This is a genomic window from Parvibaculum sedimenti (assembly GCF_009184905.1).
Classification (GTDB): Bacteria; Pseudomonadota; Alphaproteobacteria; order Parvibaculales; family Parvibaculaceae; genus Parvibaculum; species Parvibaculum sedimenti.
Genome location: NZ_WESC01000005.1, coordinates 126,214 through 143,736, shown reverse-complemented (window position 1 = coordinate 143,736; position 17,523 = coordinate 126,214). Strand labels below are relative to the sequence as shown.

The following is a 17,523-nucleotide window of genomic DNA, read 5'->3' as shown; positions in this document are numbered from 1 at the left end:
TCAGAGGAACAGACATGACTCAGCCCCTCATGCCCAAAGCGACGGCCGTCTGGCTCGTCGAAAACACGTCGCTCACCTTCGACCAGATCGCGGATTATTGCGGCCTGCATGTGCTCGAAGTGAAGGGCATCGCCGATGGCGACGTCGCTCAGGGCATCAAGGGCATGGACCCGGTGACGACTGGCCAGCTGACGCGCGCCGAAATCGAGCGCTGCCAGAAGAACCCGGCGACGCGCCTGATGGCCGCCGAGAGCAAGTACAAGGTGCCGCCGGTCCAGCCCCGCAAGGGCCCGCGCTACACGCCCGTGTCGCGCCGTCAGGACCGTCCGGACGCCATCGCCTGGCTCATCCGCAACCATCCGGAACTGACCGACACCCAGATCGCCAAGCTCGTCGGCACCACCAAGCCGACCATCGAGTCGATCCGCGAGCGGACCCACTGGAACTCGGCGAACATCAAGCCGGTCGATCCGGTAACGCTCGGCCTTTCGACCCAGATCGAACTCGACGCCGCCGTGCAGAAAGCCGCCAAGAAGGTCGATCGCGAACGCCGCAAGGCGCAGAAGGAAGCCGGTGGCACGGAGACGCTCCTCCCCGCCGCCGAAACCACCGCGCCCGTGCATGCGACCATCGCCGCTCCCGAGCGCGAAGAGGAGCGCGAGGAACGCAAGAGCTACGACGCCGACAGCGTTTTCGCGAAGCTCAAGGACGTGAAGATCGAGGAGGACGACGAGGAGTAAGAACTCTTCGTCATCGCCAACAAATGCAAATGGCCGGGCTAGTCCCGGCCATTTTCATTTCGTGCGCCCTTTGCAGCTCACTCCTTCTTGCCATACCCCACGCCGCCCAGCGCGTCGCCGATCTCGTTGAGGATCATCGGGTCGTCGATGGTGGCGGGTGACGTCCAGGCTTCGCCGTCGGCGATCTTGCGCATGGTGCCGCGCAGGATCTTGCCGGAACGCGTCTTGGGCAGGCGCGGAACGACGATGGCGGTCCTGAAGGACGCAACGGGGCCGATCTTTTCGCGGATGAGAGCGACGGCCTCCTTCTCGATCTCGGAGGCCGGGCGATCGACGCCTCTGTTGATGACGAGGAAGCCGATCGGCACCTGCCCCTTCAGCGCGTCCGCGACACCGATAACGGCGCATTCGGCAACATCGGGGTGACCGGCCAGCACTTCCTCCATGCCGCCGGTCGAGAGGCGATGACCGGCCACATTGATGATGTCGTCGGTGCGGCTCATCACATAGAGATAGCCGTCTTCATCCAGATAGCCGGCATCGGCCGTCTTGTAATAGCCCGGATAGTCGGCGAGGTAGGAGGAACGGAAGCCCTCGTCATTGCGCCAGAGCGTCGGCAGGCATCCCGGCGGCAGCGGCAGCTTGACGACGATGGCGCCGGTTGTGTTCGCAGGCAGCTCATGCGCCGCCTCATCCACCACATGGATTTCGTAGCCCGGCATGGGAACCGAGGGCGAACCGTATTTGACCGGCAGAAGCTCCAGACCAACGGGATTCGCGACCATGGGGAAGCCCGTTTCCGTCTGCCACCAATGGTCGATGACGGGCACGCCCAGCGCGCGCTCCGCCCATTGGATCGTGTCCGGGTCGCCGCGCTCGCCGGCGAGGAAAAGCGTCTTCAGGGTCGAGAGGTCGTAGTCCTTAACGAGCTCCGCCTTGGGATCTTCCTTCTTGATGGCGCGGAAGGCAGTCGGCGCGGTGAAGAGTGCCTTCACGCCATGGTCCGCGATGACGCGCCAGAAAGTGCCCGCATCCGGCGTGCCCACCGGCTTGCCTTCGAAAAGGATGGTGGTGCAGCCATGAAACAGCGGGCCGTAAACGATGTAGGAATGGCCTACCACCCAGCCGACATCCGAGGCGGCCCAGAAGACGTCGCCGGGGTCCATGCCGTAGACATTCTTCATGGTCCATTCGAGGGCGACCATGTGGCCGCCATTGTCACGGACCACACCCTTGGGCTTGCCCGTCGTGCCGGACGTATAGAGCACATAGAGCGGATCGGTGGCGGCAACAGGAACGCAGGCAGGCGCGCGGCCTTCGGCGCGGGCCTTGTCCATCTCGTCCTTCCAGTCGAAGTCGCGGCCCGGAACGAGCGCCGCCTGCGCCTCTGCGCGCTGAAAGATGATGGTGGCCGAGGGCTTGTGCGCCGAAAGCTCGATCGCATGGTCGAGAAGCGGCTTGTAGGCGATGACGCGGCCGGGCTCGAGGCCGCAGGAGGCCGAGACGATGAGCTTGGGCCTGGCGTCGTCGATGCGTGTCGCGAGCTCCTTCGCGGCAAAACCACCAAAGACGACGGAATGGATGGCGCCGAGGCGGGCGCAAGCGAGCATGGCGACAACTGCCTGCGGCACCATGGGCATATAGATGATGACGCAGTCGCCCTTGCCGACGCCGTGGCGCTGAAGCGCGCCCGCAAAAGTCGCGACCTTCTCCGTCAGTTCCCGATAGGTGAAGCTCTTCACCTTGCCGGTCATGGCGCTGTCGTAGATGAGCGCCGCCTGATCGCCGCGCGTCGCCACATGGCGGTCCAGCGCGTTCCAGCAGGTGTTGCATTCGGCGCCGGCGAACCAGCGGCTGAGGCCCGACTCTTCGGAGAGGACGGTGTCCCAGGACCGCGACCAGTCGATCTCGCGCGCGGCCTCGGCCCAGAAGCCCTCCGGATCGCGTTTCCAACGGTCATATGTTTCGCGGTAGCGGCCCATCCCTCGTTCCTCTTTGGTTTCCGGCCGCATTCAAGCTTACCGCTTGTTAAATCCACGGCCCTTAGTCTGGTCAGCCGAAGTCTAGATTTTAATGAGGCCCTGCGCCATGCGCTCGTTCCCGCTACCGACCGCCATTGGATGGTGGATATGCCTCACGGTCGCCGTCACCGACGTCGTGCTGATCGAGACTCTCAACTTCTCTGTCAAGGCAGACTGGACGCTGCTGCGGAGCGCGGTGCTTCTTGCCCTTCTGGCCGGATTTACCATCTGGTATGCGCGGCGGCCATCGACATATCGTCTCGCCGTCTGCACCTCGGCGATCATATATCTCGCCATCTATTCCATCGCGGTCGTGCTGATGAGCTATCTCTTCGCAGCCGCCGACATGCCGCTCGCCGACGCGACATTCGTGCAAGCCGACCGGGCGCTCGGCTTCGACTGGATGGGCTGGCTGAGCTGGGTCAACGACCATCCCGGACTCGGCATGATCCTGGCTTATGCCTATCAGTCATCAATGCCTCAGGTCGCCTGCGTCCTCGTGCTGCTCGCTTTCACCAACCACCACGAGCATCTTTCCCAATTCCTGACGCTGTTCTGGCTGACCACGGTCACGACAATCACCATCTCGGCGCTGCTACCGGCCATCGGGGCCTATGAATATTTCCAGCCGGCACGTCACCTCTATGAAAATCTGGCCCCCAGCGGCGGTATCGCACATATCGATCAGGTGCTCGGCCTCCGGAACGGCACAGACCGCATCATCGATCTCGCCAATCTCAACGGGCTGGTCGCGTTCCCCTCCTTTCACACGCAGCTCGCGGTGATTACAACCTGGGCATTCTGGAGGGTGCCGGTGGTCCGCTATGCGGCCCTCGGCCTCAACGGCCTTGTGATCATGTCAACTCCCACTCAGGGCGGTCACTATCTCGTCGACATTCTCGCGGGCGGCTCGCTCGCCGTTCTTTTCATCCTCGTTCTGCAGCCTTCGGTGCGGATCGCATTGGGCAACAGCTTGTCCCTCCCGCGCCCCTTGGTTAGGCTCCGAGACAGATAGGCGGGCGCCCTATGCGCCTCCCGGGGGACGCATGACGAAAAATCCTTATGAGATCGACCTCGACAAGAACCCGGCCAATTACCAGCCGCTGACGCCGCTCTCCTACCTGAAGCGCGCGGCGGAGGTTTACCCGGAAAAGCTCGCCGTCATTCACGGGAGCCTCAGGCGCAATTATGCCGATCTCTATACGCGGTGCCGCCGCCTCGCGTCGGCGCTCGCCGAGCATGGCATCGGGCTCGGCGACACAGTCGCCGTGATCGCTCCGAATACCCCCGAGATGCTTGAGCTTCACTACGGCGTGCCGATGATCGGCGCCGTGCTCAACACCATGAATATCCGCCTCGACGGCGCTGCCATCGGCTTCATGCTCGATCACGGCAACGCCAAGGTACTGATCGTCGACCGCGAATTCGCGGGCCTCGCGAAAGACGCCGTCGCCCAGGCCACCGTCAAGCCCTACATCATCGACATCGACGACCCCGAATATGACGGCCCCGGCGAGGCGATCGGCGAGATCGGCTACGAAGCCTTCCTCGCCAAGGGCGACCCTGCCTTCAACTGGCAGCTTCCCGCCGACGAGTGGCAGGCGATCAGCCTCAACTACACCTCGGGCACCACGGGCAATCCCAAGGGCGTCGTCTATCACCATCGCGGCGCGCACCTGCTTGCCATGGGCAATATCGTCACCGCCGGCATGATGCATCATTCCGTCTATCTCTGGACGGTGCCGATGTTCCATTGCAATGGCTGGTGCTTCACCTGGTCGATGAGCGTCATCGCGGGCACGCATGTCTGCCTGCGCCGCGTGACGGCAAAGAATATCTTCGAGGCCATCGAGGCTCATGGCGTCACCCATATGGGCGGCGCGCCGACCGTGATGGGCTTCCTCATCAATGCCAAGGACGAGGAAAAGAAGAAACTTCCGAACACGGTGCATTTCTTCGCCGCCGCCGCGCCGCCGCCTGCCGCGACCATCAAGCGGCTGGAGGATCAGGGTTTCAACGTCATCCACGTCTATGGCTTGACCGAAACCTATGGCCCCGCCGTGGTGAATGCCTGGCATGACGAATGGGACGATCTGGAACCCAACGAGCGCGCCCGCGTGAAGTCGCGCCAGGGCGTCAACTATCCCGTTCTTGAAGGCATCTCGGTGCGCGATCCCGAGACGTTGGAAGAAGTGCCGCGCGACGGCGAGACCATGGGCGAGGTCATGTTCCGCGGCAATGTGGTGATGAAGGGTTACCTCAAGAACCCGAAAGCCAGCGCCGAAGCCTTCGAAGGCGGCTGGTTCCATTCGGGCGACCTCGGCGTCTGGCACCCGGACAATTACATCCAGCTCAAGGACCGCTCAAAGGACATCATCATCTCAGGCGGCGAGAACATTTCCTCGATTGAGGTTGAGGACGCTCTCTACAAGCATGGCGACATCATCGAGGCTGCCGTCGTCGCGCGACCCGACGAAAAATGGGGCGAAACTCCTTGCGCCTTCATCACGCTGCGCTCCGGCGCGACCGTGACGGAGGAAGAGATCATCGCCTGGTGCCGTAGCCACCTCGCACATTTCAAATGCCCAAAAACGGTGGTCTTCACCGAACTGCCCAAGACATCGACCGGCAAGATCCAGAAATTCAAGCTCCGCGACATGGCCGGAAAGATCTGACGCGCGTGGAATTATGTTTCAAACAATAAAGCGCCGGGCGTTGCCAGCCCGGCGCTGTCGCAGTTCAGACCCTGTTCGGGGAAATTCGTCAGGCGGCTGACTTTTTGCCTTCCAGACGTTCTATTTCTTCCTTCAGCCGAAGCTTGTGTTTCTTGAGTTGTGCTATTCGGAGGTTGTCACTCGATGGGTGGAGGATTTCGTTTTGGATTTCCCGTTCCAGGGACCGATGCCGATCGCGAAGCTCGGCAATATGCGACTCCAAAGCCATGTCTACCTACCTTCCGTTAAGACGGTACCACAACAAAAGCATGACTCTTTTTTGACGGCTTGTCGAACGCCTCTCGCCATTAGTGCAAAGAGATTGTAAATCAAGATCCATGAGCGAAACGAAACGTATCATCGTTGGAATCTCTGGTGCATCCGGCGTCGCCTATGGCGTTCGCCTGCTTGAAATTCTGAATTCGCTCGATATCGAAACACATCTCGTGATGACGAAGGCGGCAGAGATGACGCTCGGCTACGAGATGGATATCGCCGCGTCAAAAATCGACGCGCTCGCGCACACGCGTTACCAGATTACGGATGTCGGTGCTGCAATCTCCAGCGGCTCGTTCAAGACGCTTGGCATGATCGTCGCGCCATGCTCCATCCGCAGCATGTCCGAAATCGCGACAGGCGTAACGTCGAACTTGCTCACGCGCGCCGCCGATGTCGTGCTGAAGGAGCGTCGCCGCCTCGTGTTGATGGTGCGCGAAACGCCGCTGCATACCGGTCACCTGCGCACCATGACGCATCTATCTGAAATCGGCGCCATCATCGCGCCGCCAGTGCCGGCTTTCTATACGAAGCCCGCAACCGTCGACGACATCGTGACGCAGTCCGTCGCCCGTGTGCTCGACCTCTTCGACATCGATGCCGGCGAAACGCGCCGCTGGGGCGAGGACGTCAAGGGCGGACGGCGGAGCCCGGTCCGCGTGAAGAAAAAGTAATCAGCGAAACGCCTGCGCGATCAACGCGGCGAAACGCGACCGCCGCCGCTCGGTCATGGCGAGGTTCCGGCAAGCAAGCCACGCCGCGAGGTTGCGTTCTGCAAGCGCCCGTGGTTCGCCGCCCTCGCCCTGCCCTTCGGGCAGCAGCCCTTCCAGCGCGGCATGCATGGCCTGCTCAGCATCGAGCTCCAGCCGTTTCACCTCCGCCCTCAAGGCACTCTCGGGTGCGGCGGCCTTGAGCCCCCGCCGGGCGGCCCGGAGCGGCGCGATGACGCTGGTGCCCCATGCCGCACCAACAACGTTCATGGAGGCGGCAAGCGCTGCGTCCAATGCCACCCCACGAGCCGCAGCGTAGAGGCAGAAGAGCAGAATCGAAACGTCGAGCCCGTCCTCGTCCTGAAGTGCCAGAAGCGTCACCTCGACGCCGGGCCGCGCATAGAACTCGCACGAAAAGCTCCAGAATTTCCCCTCCGCGCCTGCCCTCATCTGCCTCTCCACACTTTGCTTCATGCGTCATATCATCGGCTTGCCCTTGCGCACCATTGAAGCGATAAAAGACGGGAAGCAAAAGTGGCAGGGGATGCGTGGCCGCGTTCTCTTGGCGGGGCACGATGCCCCTCATCGTCGGACGACAATGACCGAGCAGGAAGAACAGGATTTGCAGATAGCGCTCGCGCAGCTCAAGGAAGAGCATCGCGACCTCGACACTGCGATTGTCGCCATCGAACAGACGCCGAGCCCGGACCATCTGCAGATCAAGCGGCTGAAGAAGCGCAAACTCTATTTGCGCGACCGCATCCGCGAGATCGACGACCAGCTTTTCCCCGACATCATCGCCTGAAGCGACGTCAGTCCGCCTGATGCTTGACCCGGTACATGGCCTGGTCGGCACGGTTGAGCGCGCTTTGCGGTTCGTCGTCGCCCGTGAAGGCGATGGCGCCGACCGAAATCGACAGGGGGATCTTCGTGCCGTTGAGAATGAGCGGATTGTCGGCAATGAATTTGGCCAGTGCCTCGGCCTTGGTCTGGGCTGTCTTCTCGTCCGTATGGGCAAGGATCACGCCGAATTCGTCGCCGCCGAGCCGGCCGACAATATCGGACTCGCGCACATGCTCACTCAGAACCTCGACCAGATGGCGCAGCGCCGTGTCGCCCGCCGCATGTCCATAGGTATCGTTGACGCGTTTGAAATCGTCGATGTCGAAAAAAGCGAGCCCCGCAGACTCCTTGTAGCGCCGCCCATGGGCGATGGCGCGGGAGAGTTCGCGCAGGAAGGCGCGGCGATTCAGAACGGGGATCAGGGGGTCGCGGTCCGCAAGGTCTTCGGCATCCCTCAGACGAAGGCGTACCTCGTCCATCTCGCGGCGCAAGCTTTCGACCTCGGCCATGATCGACATGAGAGCGTCTCGAACCCGAGGCGTCAGTTCGGCCTCGGGGATGCCCATAAAGGTCACCTGATCGGCAATCGCACGCCCGCCACCGGCCGCGGATCTACCTGCCGCTTCTCCGCGTCCGCCGCCTGCCGACGAAACCGCAACGCTGCGGAGCGACCTGCCGTCGCCGATCTTCATGCCCGACCCTGTTGGTATTGTCTCATGGTCATGGATGCCCGCCCCCGCCAGGTCCCGATCCTTGATAAAATGATTATGCCATTATTTCGCGTAAAGCGCCACTGAACGTTCCGTCACGGGACACTCCGCCTTGCCAAGCGGGACGTCATGCCTATACTCCCTCGCTTTCCGCGCCGGAGGTTATCCGGCGGACCTGATGGAAGGCGCAAATGACAGCTCAGGCCCCGGTCGGCATCATTATGGGAAGCCAATCCGATTGGCGGACCATGAAACATGCCGCGGAGGTACTTGAGGCGCTCGAAATCCCCTTCGAAGCACGCATCGTTTCGGCGCATCGTACTCCGCAGCGGCTCGTTGAATATGCGACTCAGGCGCGCGGACGCGGCCTCAAGGTCATCATCGCGGGCGCTGGCGGCGCGGCCCATTTGCCGGGCATGACGGCCGCCATGACGCCCCTTCCCGTCTTCGGCGTACCTGTGCAGAGCAAGGCGCTGAGCGGTCAGGATAGCCTCCTTTCAATTGTTCAGATGCCGGGTGGCATTCCGGTTGGCACCCTCGCCATTGGCGAGGCTGGCGCCAAGAATGCGGGGCTCCTCGCTGCCGCCGTGCTCGCCCTGTCCGACGCGGCGCTCGCCGGACGCCTCGACGCCTACCGGGCCGCGCAGACGGATGCCGTCGGCGAAGAGCCCGTTGACGAGTAATCCCTTGGCCATCATCGCACCCGGCGGACGTATCGGCATTCTGGGCGGAGGCCAGCTCGGCCGCATGCTCGCGACCGCGGCTGCCGAACTCGGCCTGTCCTGCCACATCTATTGCCCCGACGAGGAGGCGCCCGCCGCCGATGTCGCCGCCGCCGCGACACGCGCCGCCTATGACGATGCCGAGGCGCTGGCGCGCTTCGCCGATAGCGTCGATGTCGTGACCTATGAGTTCGAGAATGTCCCGGCGGAAACCGCCCGCATTCTCGGCGAGCACGCTCCTGTGCGCCCCGGTGCCCTTGCGCTGGCGACAGCGCAAGACCGCTCCGTCGAAAAGAATTTCCTTGCTTCGCATGGCATTCCCACGGCGCCTTTCGCCGATGTCGACGACGAAGCGTCGCTCGAGGCCGCCGTCGCCCGGATCGGCACGCCCGCCATCCTGAAGACACGCCGCTTCGGCTATGACGGCAAGGGTCAGGCGAAGATTGCGAACCCCGCCGAGGCCCACGCCGCTTTCGGGAGCATCGGCCATCAGTCTGCCATCCTCGAAGGCTTTGTGCCCTTCGAGCGCGAGATTTCGGTCATCGTCGCCCGGGGCCTCGACGGCAAGACGGCTGCCTATGATCCCGTCGAGAACGTCCACAAGCATCACATCCTCGACCGCACCTTCGCGCCCGCGACGCTCGCGTCGGCACTGGCCGGCGAAGCCCGCGCCATCGCTGCGAAGATCGTCGACGAGCTTGATTATGTGGGCGTCATGGGCGTCGAGATGTTCCTGCTGCCGGAGGGCGCGAGCCCTCGCATCCTTGTCAACGAGGTCGCGCCGCGCGTCCACAACTCCGGCCACTGGACGCAGGATGCCTGCGCCATCAGCCAGTTCGAACAACATATCCGCGCCGTTTGCGGCTGGCCGCTCGGCGATCCAAAACGCCATTCGGACGCCGTGATGACGAACCTCATCGGCGATGACGCGAACGACTGGCAAAGCCTTGCAGGCGAGCCCGGCCTCGCCATTCATCTCTATGGCAAGGCGGAAGCCCGGCCCGGCCGCAAGATGGGTCACGTCACCCGCCTCTATCCGCTCGGAACATTGCCGCCGGATGCAGTCCGTTAATCCGGTTGCGAGAGATTCCTCATCGCTCGGAATCGGGGATAAAAGGCCATCAGCCCACTGACTGTTGCCGCGGCCCGCGTTCTCGATTTTGAATGGATCGACCTCGGCTTCGGCATATCCTCCGCGCCCCAGTCACCTGTTTGAAAACGGCAACAGCTTACCGCTCGTTAACCACTCCACCCCATCATGCAATCGAATGTCGCTGGCGCGGAGCCGGAAACAGATCGAGGCTTCATGACCGCCAAACCGACAGACGAACTCGACTCATTCTTTGCCGCCCAGGCGCCGGCGCCCGGTCGCGTCGCAGCACGACCGGAGACCGAGTCCACTGCCATCACGGAATTCTTCAATTATTGGTCGAGTCTGCCCCTTCGCGATGGCATGCCGGACGCTAGCGACTTCGCGCCATCCGCGATCGTTCGTTGGCTGCCAGAGGTCATTCTGTTCGAATTGAACGCGCCCACCATCGCGACCTATCGCCTCGCAGGAACCGCCGTGGTCGAACGCCTTGGGCACAATCCGACCGGCTCGAATCTGATAGACCTCTTGCCGGAGGAACGCCGCGCAGAAGCGGGGCGCACACTCCAGGAAATCGCGCTCCGGCCATGCGGTCTTCACATGCGCTATGTGAACAATTATTCGACGGGACGCATCGGGCAGGTCGAAAGTCTTTATCTACCACTTCGTCCGCCCGCAGGCAGCAAGCCCCGCGTCATCGCGATGAATACGCCGGCCCTGACGCTGGCCTTCGAGGCCAACCGGCCGCGCACGACTGTCGTCGCGGGCGTGACTGAAGTCACATGGATCGATATCGGCTTTGGAACGCCCTGCGGTTCTCAGCCGCGCCCGTAGCGCAGACGTCCAAGCAGGCCGATCGGATCGGGCAGCGCATTGGCCACCTTTTTCACACTGGCCTTCATCTTCTCGATGCGCATCACATCGTCGATACGCCGGTCGAGAAAAGCCCATGTGCCGGCGTAATCATCCGAATGGTCGGCGAACCAGTGAAGCGTCACGGCCGAATAAACCGCGGCGAGCGTCGCGCGCTTTGTATAGAAATTGAAATCCGCCGACGTGTCGCCGACCGCTCGCCAGATGGCATCGACCGTGCGGTAGAGCGCGCGCGGCCCGCGGGTGCCGGAGGTCGGCAGCGAGAACAGCGTCACCGCGCGGCGAACAGCCTCCCGGCGCATGAAATCCACCTCGATCCGCATACGTACGGCGAGCGTTATCCTTTCGCGGATCTTCAGCGTCGCCAGTTCGCGCCCCGCCAGCGCCTCTTCCATGCGCCTGTCTCCGTCGGCAAGGAAATAGTCGACGAGATCGAGAACGCCACCAGGAAAGGCGAGCCGCATCTCGCCATGGCCGACGCCCGCCGCCCTGGCAGCATCGCTCATCAGGCGCGTGGTCCAGCCGTCGAAGGCGACATTGGGAAGAGCGGCGGCGAGGATCTTCTCGCGCGCGATCTCGACATGATCGGCGCGGGGGTGCGTCTTCTTCGCTTGGGGGCGATCAGGCATTTGCCTTTTCCTTCTGCCGCGCGGCCTCGACTTCGGCACGATGGCGCGCTTCGGATTCGAAAATGAGGTCGCGGAGGTCGGTCATACGTTGCGGGTAGAGAACCCCGTCGAGATGGTCGCATTCGTGCTGGGCGACGCGGGCGTGAAACCCTCTCGCCCGGCGCTCGATCGGCTGGCCGTCGAGCCCGTAGCCGCGATAGACGATGTCGGTATAGCGCGGAACGAGCCCGCGAAGCCCCGGTACGGACAGGCAGCCTTCCCAGCCCTGCTCCATCTCTGTGGTGAGAATTTCGATTTCCGGATTGATGAGCACGGTGAGCGCGACCGTGTGGTCGAAGGCTTCAGCCTCGTCGATGTCTTTGGGCGCGCGCTCCGGCGGCGCCTGGAAGATGACGACGCGCTTCGGCACATAGACTTGCGGCGCAGCGAGCCCTGCGCCATTGGCGTCGATCATTGTTTCGACCATGCTGGCGACCAGCGCGCGCACTTCAGGCGCCATGGGGTCTTCCACGGGCTCCGCAACGCGGGAAAGAACGGGGTGCCCCATCCGGGCGATCTTCAAAATGGCCATGTTTGGGAATATGATGGCGTTCCACATTCCGGGCAACCCGTCCGGCCCGCGCTGAGACGTTTCGCGCCTGGATGGCCCCGCCGGGGTGGACAATTCGCCCCGCCTTTGATAGATAAGCGGCTCGCGCGGAAGGGGAGATTCCCCGTTTCGCCCAACCCATTGATTCTACAGGATTTTCGCCCGTGCAGGTACTCGTTCGCGACAATAACGTCGACCAGGCCATGAAGGCACTGAAGAAGAAGCTTCAGCGTGAAGGCGTTTTCCGCGAAATGAAGCTCCGGAACTTCTACGAGAAGCCCTCCGAGAAGCGTGCCCGCGAGAAGGCAGAAGCCATCCGCCGCGCCCGCAAGCTGGCCCGCAAGCGCGCCCAGCGCGAGAGCGGCGTCGTGGCGAAGCCCCGCGCCATGTAATCTTCGGCTACGGCCGAAATGAAGACGCCCCCGATTTTCGGGGGCGTTTTTGTTTGTGCTGGCCGTTCTCTCAGAACCTCTCCTCGCCCTCCTTGCGGACAGCATCGGGAAAGTCGCGGTAGAGCGCAAACTGGATATTCTGGACGAGTGAGTTGACGCTGTGGTGCTCGCCCTCAATGGGCGCCGCCCGTGTCGCCACGAAGGAAAAGGCAGCGTCCAACTGCGCCAGATCCTTCACCTCGATCATGAAATGGAACTCGCCGAGATGGACGGGTCCAAGCCCGAGCTTGCGGCGCGTGAGCCGGTAGCTCTCGACCTTTCCATCGCGCTTCAGATGCTCCATGTAGCGCGAGAAGGCCTCGACAAAGGTCATGTCGCGCACGCCGGGCTTCAGATCGCACCAGCCGTGATAAATGTCCATTTCGGTCTCTCCCAAAAGAAAACGGGCGGCGCTTCGTTCCAAGCGCCGCCCGCATGCAACCAATGTCAGCGGATCAGAGCGCCTTGATGATCTGCTCAACCATTTTCTTGGCGTCGCCGAAGAGCATCATGGTGTTGTCGCGGAAGAAGAGTTCGTTCTCCACGCCCGCATAACCGGACGCCATGCCGCGCTTCACGAAGAGAACCGTGCGCGCCTTCTCCACGTCGAGGACCGGCATGCCGAAGATGGGGCTCTTCGGATCGGTCTTGGCGGAGGGGTTGGTCACGTCGTTCGCGCCGATGACGAAAGCAACGTCCGCCTGCGCGAACTGGTTGTTGATGTCCTCAAGCTCGAAGACCTCATCGTAAGGCACGTTCGCTTCCGCGAGCAGCACGTTCATGTGGCCAGGCATGCGGCCCGCCACCGGATGGATGGCGTAGGAAACCTTCACACCTTCCTTCTTCAGATGGTCGGCCATTTCCTTCAGCGCATGTTGCGCCTGGGAGACCGCCATGCCGTAGCCCGGAACGATGATGACCGACCCCGCATTCTTCATGATGAAGGCCGCGTCATCCGCCGAGCCCTGCTTCACGGGGCGCGTCTCAACCTTGCCGCCCGCAGCCGCCGCCGAGGTATCGGCACCGAAGCCGCCCAGGATGACGCTGATGAAGGAGCGGTTCATGCCCTTGCACATGATGTAGCTGAGGATCGCGCCCGAGGAGCCGACCAGCGCACCCGTGATGATGAGCGCGAGGTTGCCCAGCGTGAAGCCGATGCCGGCAGCAGCCCAACCCGAATAGGAGTTCAGCATCGACACGACGACGGGCATGTCCGCGCCGCCGATCGGGATGATGATCAGGAAACCGAAGACGAACGAGATCAGCGTGATCGCGAGGAAGAGTTCGGTCGACTGGTGCGACGGGTCGGAGACGATGTAGACAACGCCGCCGACAATAAGCGCCGCCAGCACCGCGTTGATGAAGTGCCGGCCGGGCAGCATGATCGACGCGCCCGACATGTTTCCATTCAGCTTCGCGAAGGCGATGATCGAGCCCGAGAAGGTGATCGCGCCGATGGCGACACCGATCGACATCTCGACCAGATTGCCCGCATGGATCGCACCCAGCTCGCCGATGCCGTAAGCGGCGGGCGAGAAGAAGGCAGCCCAGGCCACAAGCACGGCGGCGAGACCGACAAGCGAGTGGAAGAAGGCGACGAGCTGCGGCATGGCCGTCATAGCGATGCGCCGCGCGACGACAGCGCCGACGCCGCCGCCGATGGCGACGCCAACAATGACCAGCGCCCAGGTCGTCTGGTTCTGCGCCTGAAGCACCGCGAGCGTGGTGGCGATGGCGATGGCCATGCCGATCATGCCGTAGCGGTTGCCCTGACGGGAGGATTCAGGCGAGGAAAGCCCGCGCAGCGCCATGATGAACAGGACGCCCGAGACGAGATAAAGCAGGGCCGAAAGATTGGCTGACATGTGCGTGGCCCCTCAACGATCTTTTTTCTTGTACATGGCAAGCATGCGCTGTGTGACGAGGAAGCCGCCGAAGATGTTGACCGATGCGAGGATGACGGCAACGAAGCCGAGGCCCTTGGACATCCAGCCTGCCTCGCCCGCCTGGATCATGTCGACGCCGACGGCGATCAGCGCGCCGACGATGATGACCGACGAGATCGCGTTGGTGACCGACATCAGCGGCGTGTGTAGAGCCGGTGTGACGCTCCAGACGACGTAGTAGCCGACGAAAATCGCGAGCACGAAGATCGCAAGCCGGAAGACGATGGGATCGATGACTGCCGCTTCCATCTCAGTTGCCCTCGCGAAGTGACGGATGAATGACTTGGCCGTCTTTGGTGAGACAGGTGCCGGTGATGGTCTCATCTTCCCAGTTGATCTTCAGGGACTTCGTTTCCTTGTCGATCATGGGGGTGATGAAGTTCAGGAGGTTCTTGGCGTAGAGTGCCGAAGAGTCGACGGCGAGCTGGGCGGCGACATTGAGATCGCCGATGATCGTGACGCCATACTTCTGCACCGTCTTGCCCGGCTCGGTGAGCGGGCAGTTGCCGCCGCGCTCGGCGGCGAGATCGACGATGATCGAGCCCGGCTTCATCGACTTCACCATTTCCTCGGTGACGAGGACCGGCGCCGGACGACCCGGAATAAGCGCGGTGGTGATGACGATGTCCTGCTTCTTGATATGCTCGGCGACAAGCTCAGCCTGACGGCGCTTGTAATCGTCACTCATCTCCTTGGCGTAACCGCCCGCCGCGTCGCCCGATTCCTCGGACTCGACCATGACGAAGGTACCGCCGAGGCTTTCGACCTGCTCTTTCGTGGTCGAGCGCACGTCCGTCGCCGAGACGATGCAACCGAGGCGCTTCGCCGTGGCGATAGCCTGGAGGCCTGCGACGCCTACGCCCATGATGAAGGCGCGGGCGGGCGCGATGGTGCCGGCCGCCGTCATCATCATCGGCATGGCGCGTGTGAACGCCGCCGCCGCATTGATGACCGCCTTGTAGCCCGCGAGGTTCGACTGCGAGGAGAGCACGTCCATCGACTGGGCGCGGGTGATGCGCGGCATGAATTCCATGGCGAAGGCATCGACGCCCTGATCGGCCAGCTTCTGAATGCGCGGCCGGTCGCCATAGGGGTTCAGGATCGCGGCAAGGAAGGCGCCCTTCTTGAAGAGTGGAAGCTCCTCGTCGAGGGGACCGCGCACCTTGAAGACGATGTCGGCGTCTTTCAGAGCCTCGGCCTCGGAAGCGGCTATCTTCGCGCCTGCTTCCTGGTAGACCGCGTCCGAAAAGCTCGCATGAGCGCCGGCGCCAGTTTCGACGACAACCTCGAGGCCGAGGCCAACGAGCTTTTTCACTGTTTCGGGCGAGGCTGCGACTCGCGTCTCGCCGTCCTGCCGCTCTTTGGGAATCGCGAGTTTCATGGGTTCTTGTCTGCTCCTGGCGACAAGCAGGACGTCCAGCTCAGCCGGACATCCATGCTAATTAGAATTAGTCTAATTAAGTGGCCTGAAATCGGCTGTCAACCCGGATGCAGCCGGGCCGAACCTTCAGAGAAGGAAAGTGGCCATCAGGACGAGAAGAACGACGAGGCCGACGATGCCCCATTTAGAGCCTTTGATGAACGCATCATAGGTGCCGATGTGCTCCTCGGCATTCATCTCCGCGCCCCAGCCAGCCTGAGCCTGATTTTCCGCCATTTGCCTGCCCTCCTGAAAACGTGAACTTTGCGCGGACTATAACAAAGGACGGCGTTACGGCAAGCACAGGCACGGCGCCGCGCGGTCCAGAGTTCCACAACTCCGCAGCGCATTTTTGTACAGCAGCGCCCTCCAATCAGACCTTGAACGGCGCTTTCGCAATAAGGTCGACGCGGCGCGTGGGTTTGGAGTGATCCCAGTCGGCGAGCAGCGCCCGAAGTGCAGCGATGAATGCCAGCGGCTGGTCGAGCATGACGTGATGATGCGCCAACGGAATTTCGATGACGGGCGCCGAGCGGCCAAGCAGCGTGAACATGTAGTCGCCGATCTCCGGCGGCAACAGCGCTGAAAACTCGCCACGCATGATGGCAATGCGGCAGCGCGTGGCAGCAAGCCGCGCGCTCATGTCGCCAATGTCGAAACGCTGCCAGATCGCCGGATCGAATTTCCACGTCCAGCCCTGCCCGCCGTCAGGGTTCGGCACTTCCTTCAGCGAATGCCGCGCGATGAACTCCATGATGTAGCGGTTGGCGCAGGGCTGCGGCGGCGCGAGGCGGAAGCGCTCCAGCGCCACGTCCATCGACGGATAGATGCGATGCGGGCGGAAGGGGCGATCGGGAGGACCGCTCTTGCGGTCGGGCGGATTGACCGGACTGTCGACGATGATCGTGCCAGCGAGCCGGTCGCCATAAAGCGAGCCAGTGACGATGGTGACGAACCCGCCGAAGGAATGTCCAACAATGATCGGCGGCTCTTCATTCTTGAAGAAGCCCGCATCCTCGCAAACGGCGATCTGCTCCGCGGCGAAGGTCTCGAGCGTGTAGTGATCGCGCCAGCCGCTATCGCCCATACCGGAAATGTCGATGGCGGCGACGGAATATTCCCGCGCGAGAAAGGGCGCGATGAAGGACCACCAGCGCGCATGCGCGCCATTGCCGTGAACGAGCAGCAGGCCCGGCTTTTTCGGATCGCCCCAGTGGAGATAGTGAACCGGAGTTCCCTCCACCGTCACATAGCGGCTCTCGGCGGGCGTAGCGACGGCGCGCTCGAACCAGAGCGGTGCCATCTCGATGAAGGGCCCGAGTTCGGGATCGGGTTCCTGGTCGAAAGGTTCGTTCATTTCGCCTCCGGCTTGGCAGGCCGCTCGCCCAGCGTCTTGAAGACGCCCGTGCCCGTCATGATCGTCCGCTCACCACACCATATGCGGCCCTGCACGGTGTAGAAATCATCTTCGCGCCCGATCACCTCGCCCGTGCCTTCGACCCATTCGCCCACCTTGGCCGAGGAGAGGAAGTCGGTCAGCAGCCGCACCGTCACCCAGTAGCGGTGTTCCGCCATGCTGACAGCATGGCCGAAGGCCACGTCCGCGAATGCCATCAGCATGCCACCATGGCAATTGCCCATGCCATTGGTGTGATGATCCTGCACGAGGAAAGCGCGGGTATAGGAACCGTCATCATTGATGCGCTCGTAAAGCGGACCGACCTGCCGCCCGAAGCCGCGCACCCAGTTCATGGACTCATAGCCTTCGGGCAGGCGAAAGGCGGATTCTTCAAGGAGATCATCGGTCAT

At 62.6% G+C, this 17,523-nt stretch carries 22 protein-coding genes; 9 read left to right on the top strand and 13 right to left on the bottom strand.

All coding sequences use genetic code 11. The annotated features are described in order from the left end of the window. Positions 1 to 14: 14 nt before the first annotated feature. Positions 15 to 740 (top strand): DUF1013 domain-containing protein, encoded by a 726-nt coding sequence (locus tag F2P47_RS06965; protein WP_152215623.1) that lies wholly within the window; start codon positions 15 to 17, stop codon positions 738 to 740. Positions 741 to 817: 77 nt separating this feature from the next. Here the strand turns inward: F2P47_RS06965 and F2P47_RS06960 are convergent, their stop codons facing one another. After that, positions 818 to 2,722, bottom strand: a complete 1,905-nt coding sequence (locus F2P47_RS06960) for a propionyl-CoA synthetase (protein WP_152215622.1) — start codon at positions 2,720 to 2,722, stop codon at positions 818 to 820. A 106-nt stretch (positions 2,723 to 2,828) separates the two neighbouring features. Between F2P47_RS06960 and F2P47_RS06955 the strand changes: the two genes are divergently transcribed. Next, positions 2,829 to 3,776, top strand: a complete 948-nt coding sequence (locus F2P47_RS06955) for a phosphatase PAP2 family protein (RefSeq protein WP_185680993.1) — start codon at positions 2,829 to 2,831, stop codon at positions 3,774 to 3,776. A gap of 31 nt (positions 3,777 to 3,807) precedes the next feature. Next, positions 3,808 to 5,436: an acyl-CoA synthetase gene (locus tag F2P47_RS06950; protein ID WP_152215620.1), complete on the top strand. Its 1,629-nt coding sequence runs from the start codon at positions 3,808 to 3,810 to the stop codon at positions 5,434 to 5,436. Positions 5,437 to 5,524: 88 nt separating this feature from the next. Here F2P47_RS06950 and F2P47_RS06945 read toward each other — a convergent pair whose 3' ends face one another. Next, on the bottom strand, positions 5,525 to 5,704 hold the full coding sequence (locus F2P47_RS06945; RefSeq protein ID WP_152215619.1) for a YdcH family protein: 180 nt from the start codon (positions 5,702 to 5,704) through the stop codon (positions 5,525 to 5,527). Positions 5,705 to 5,813: 109 nt separating this feature from the next. Between F2P47_RS06945 and F2P47_RS06940 the strand changes: the two genes are divergently transcribed. Next, entirely contained in the window at positions 5,814 to 6,425 is a 612-nt protein-coding gene (locus tag F2P47_RS06940) for a UbiX family flavin prenyltransferase (RefSeq protein ID WP_152215618.1), read from the top strand. Here F2P47_RS06940 and F2P47_RS06935 read toward each other — a convergent pair whose 3' ends face one another. Then, positions 6,426 to 6,935, bottom strand: coding sequence for a TIGR02444 family protein (locus F2P47_RS06935; RefSeq protein WP_152215617.1), 510 nt, complete (start codon positions 6,933 to 6,935; stop codon positions 6,426 to 6,428). It lies immediately after the preceding gene. Between the two features lie 124 nt (positions 6,936 to 7,059). On the opposite strand from F2P47_RS06935, the gene F2P47_RS06930 reads away from it, so the two are divergent. Continuing rightward, a complete protein-coding gene (locus tag F2P47_RS06930; protein ID WP_152215616.1) occupies positions 7,060 to 7,266 on the top strand; it encodes a YdcH family protein in 207 nt (68 codons plus the stop codon). Positions 7,267 to 7,273: 7 nt separating this feature from the next. Here F2P47_RS06930 and F2P47_RS06925 read toward each other — a convergent pair whose 3' ends face one another. Further along, positions 7,274 to 7,996 (bottom strand): GGDEF domain-containing protein, encoded by a 723-nt coding sequence (locus F2P47_RS06925; RefSeq protein WP_152215615.1) that lies wholly within the window; start codon positions 7,994 to 7,996, stop codon positions 7,274 to 7,276. A gap of 209 nt (positions 7,997 to 8,205) precedes the next feature. On the opposite strand from F2P47_RS06925, the gene purE reads away from it, so the two are divergent. From purE to F2P47_RS06910, 3 genes are all read left to right on the top strand, one after another. Then, complete coding sequence (gene purE / locus F2P47_RS06920) at positions 8,206 to 8,697, top strand: 5-(carboxyamino)imidazole ribonucleotide mutase (protein WP_152215614.1); 492 nt, start codon at positions 8,206 to 8,208, stop codon at positions 8,695 to 8,697. Continuing rightward, positions 8,666 to 9,808, top strand: coding sequence for a 5-(carboxyamino)imidazole ribonucleotide synthase (locus tag F2P47_RS06915; RefSeq protein ID WP_152215613.1), 1,143 nt, complete (start codon positions 8,666 to 8,668; stop codon positions 9,806 to 9,808). The genes purE and F2P47_RS06915 overlap by 32 nt, the downstream gene beginning before the upstream one ends. Before the next feature lie 234 nt (positions 9,809 to 10,042). Further along, on the top strand, positions 10,043 to 10,660 hold the full coding sequence (locus F2P47_RS06910; RefSeq protein WP_185680992.1) for a PAS domain-containing protein: 618 nt from the start codon (positions 10,043 to 10,045) through the stop codon (positions 10,658 to 10,660). Here F2P47_RS06910 and F2P47_RS06905 read toward each other — a convergent pair. After that, positions 10,645 to 11,328 (bottom strand): COQ9 family protein, encoded by a 684-nt coding sequence (locus F2P47_RS06905; RefSeq protein WP_152215609.1) that lies wholly within the window; start codon positions 11,326 to 11,328, stop codon positions 10,645 to 10,647. The two genes, F2P47_RS06910 and F2P47_RS06905, sit on opposite strands and share 16 nt — an antisense overlap. Next, positions 11,321 to 11,899 carry a peptide deformylase gene (gene def, locus F2P47_RS06900; protein WP_152215606.1) on the bottom strand — a complete coding sequence of 193 codons (579 nt, stop codon included), beginning with the start codon at positions 11,897 to 11,899 and terminating at the stop codon, positions 11,321 to 11,323. The genes F2P47_RS06905 and def overlap by 8 nt, the downstream gene beginning before the upstream one ends. Before the next feature lie 182 nt (positions 11,900 to 12,081). Between def and rpsU the strand changes: the two genes are divergently transcribed. Beyond that, entirely contained in the window at positions 12,082 to 12,309 is a 228-nt protein-coding gene (rpsU, locus tag F2P47_RS06895; RefSeq protein ID WP_152215603.1) for a 30S ribosomal protein S21, read from the top strand. 70 nt (positions 12,310 to 12,379) lie between these two features. Here the strand turns inward: rpsU and F2P47_RS06890 are convergent, their stop codons facing one another. The 7 genes from F2P47_RS06890 to F2P47_RS06860 form a co-directional block, all read right to left on the bottom strand. Further along, positions 12,380 to 12,730: a DUF6614 family protein gene (locus F2P47_RS06890; RefSeq protein ID WP_152215601.1), complete on the bottom strand. Its 351-nt coding sequence runs from the start codon at positions 12,728 to 12,730 to the stop codon at positions 12,380 to 12,382. Positions 12,731 to 12,803: 73 nt separating this feature from the next. Beyond that, the gene (locus F2P47_RS06885) at positions 12,804 to 14,213 is read right to left on the bottom strand and encodes an NAD(P)(+) transhydrogenase (Re/Si-specific) subunit beta (protein WP_152215599.1); all 1,410 of its coding nucleotides are present in this window, start codon (positions 14,211 to 14,213) and stop codon (positions 12,804 to 12,806) included. A 12-nt stretch (positions 14,214 to 14,225) separates the two neighbouring features. After that, entirely contained in the window at positions 14,226 to 14,618 is a 393-nt protein-coding gene (locus F2P47_RS06880; RefSeq protein WP_152215597.1) for an NAD(P) transhydrogenase subunit alpha part 2, read from the bottom strand. Then, a complete protein-coding gene (locus tag F2P47_RS06875; protein ID WP_152215595.1) occupies positions 14,545 to 15,675 on the bottom strand; it encodes a Re/Si-specific NAD(P)(+) transhydrogenase subunit alpha in 1,131 nt (376 codons plus the stop codon). The genes F2P47_RS06880 and F2P47_RS06875 overlap by 74 nt, the downstream gene beginning before the upstream one ends. Before the next feature lie 126 nt (positions 15,676 to 15,801). Beyond that, on the bottom strand, positions 15,802 to 15,951 hold the full coding sequence (locus F2P47_RS06870; RefSeq protein ID WP_152215593.1) for an aa3-type cytochrome c oxidase subunit IV: 150 nt from the start codon (positions 15,949 to 15,951) through the stop codon (positions 15,802 to 15,804). A 136-nt stretch (positions 15,952 to 16,087) separates the two neighbouring features. After that, positions 16,088 to 17,071 (bottom strand): alpha/beta fold hydrolase, encoded by a 984-nt coding sequence (locus F2P47_RS06865; protein ID WP_152215592.1) that lies wholly within the window; start codon positions 17,069 to 17,071, stop codon positions 16,088 to 16,090. Then, positions 17,068 to 17,523, bottom strand: coding sequence for a PaaI family thioesterase (locus F2P47_RS06860; RefSeq protein ID WP_152215591.1), 456 nt, complete (start codon positions 17,521 to 17,523; stop codon positions 17,068 to 17,070). Before F2P47_RS06860 ends, F2P47_RS06865 begins: the two co-directional genes overlap by 4 nt.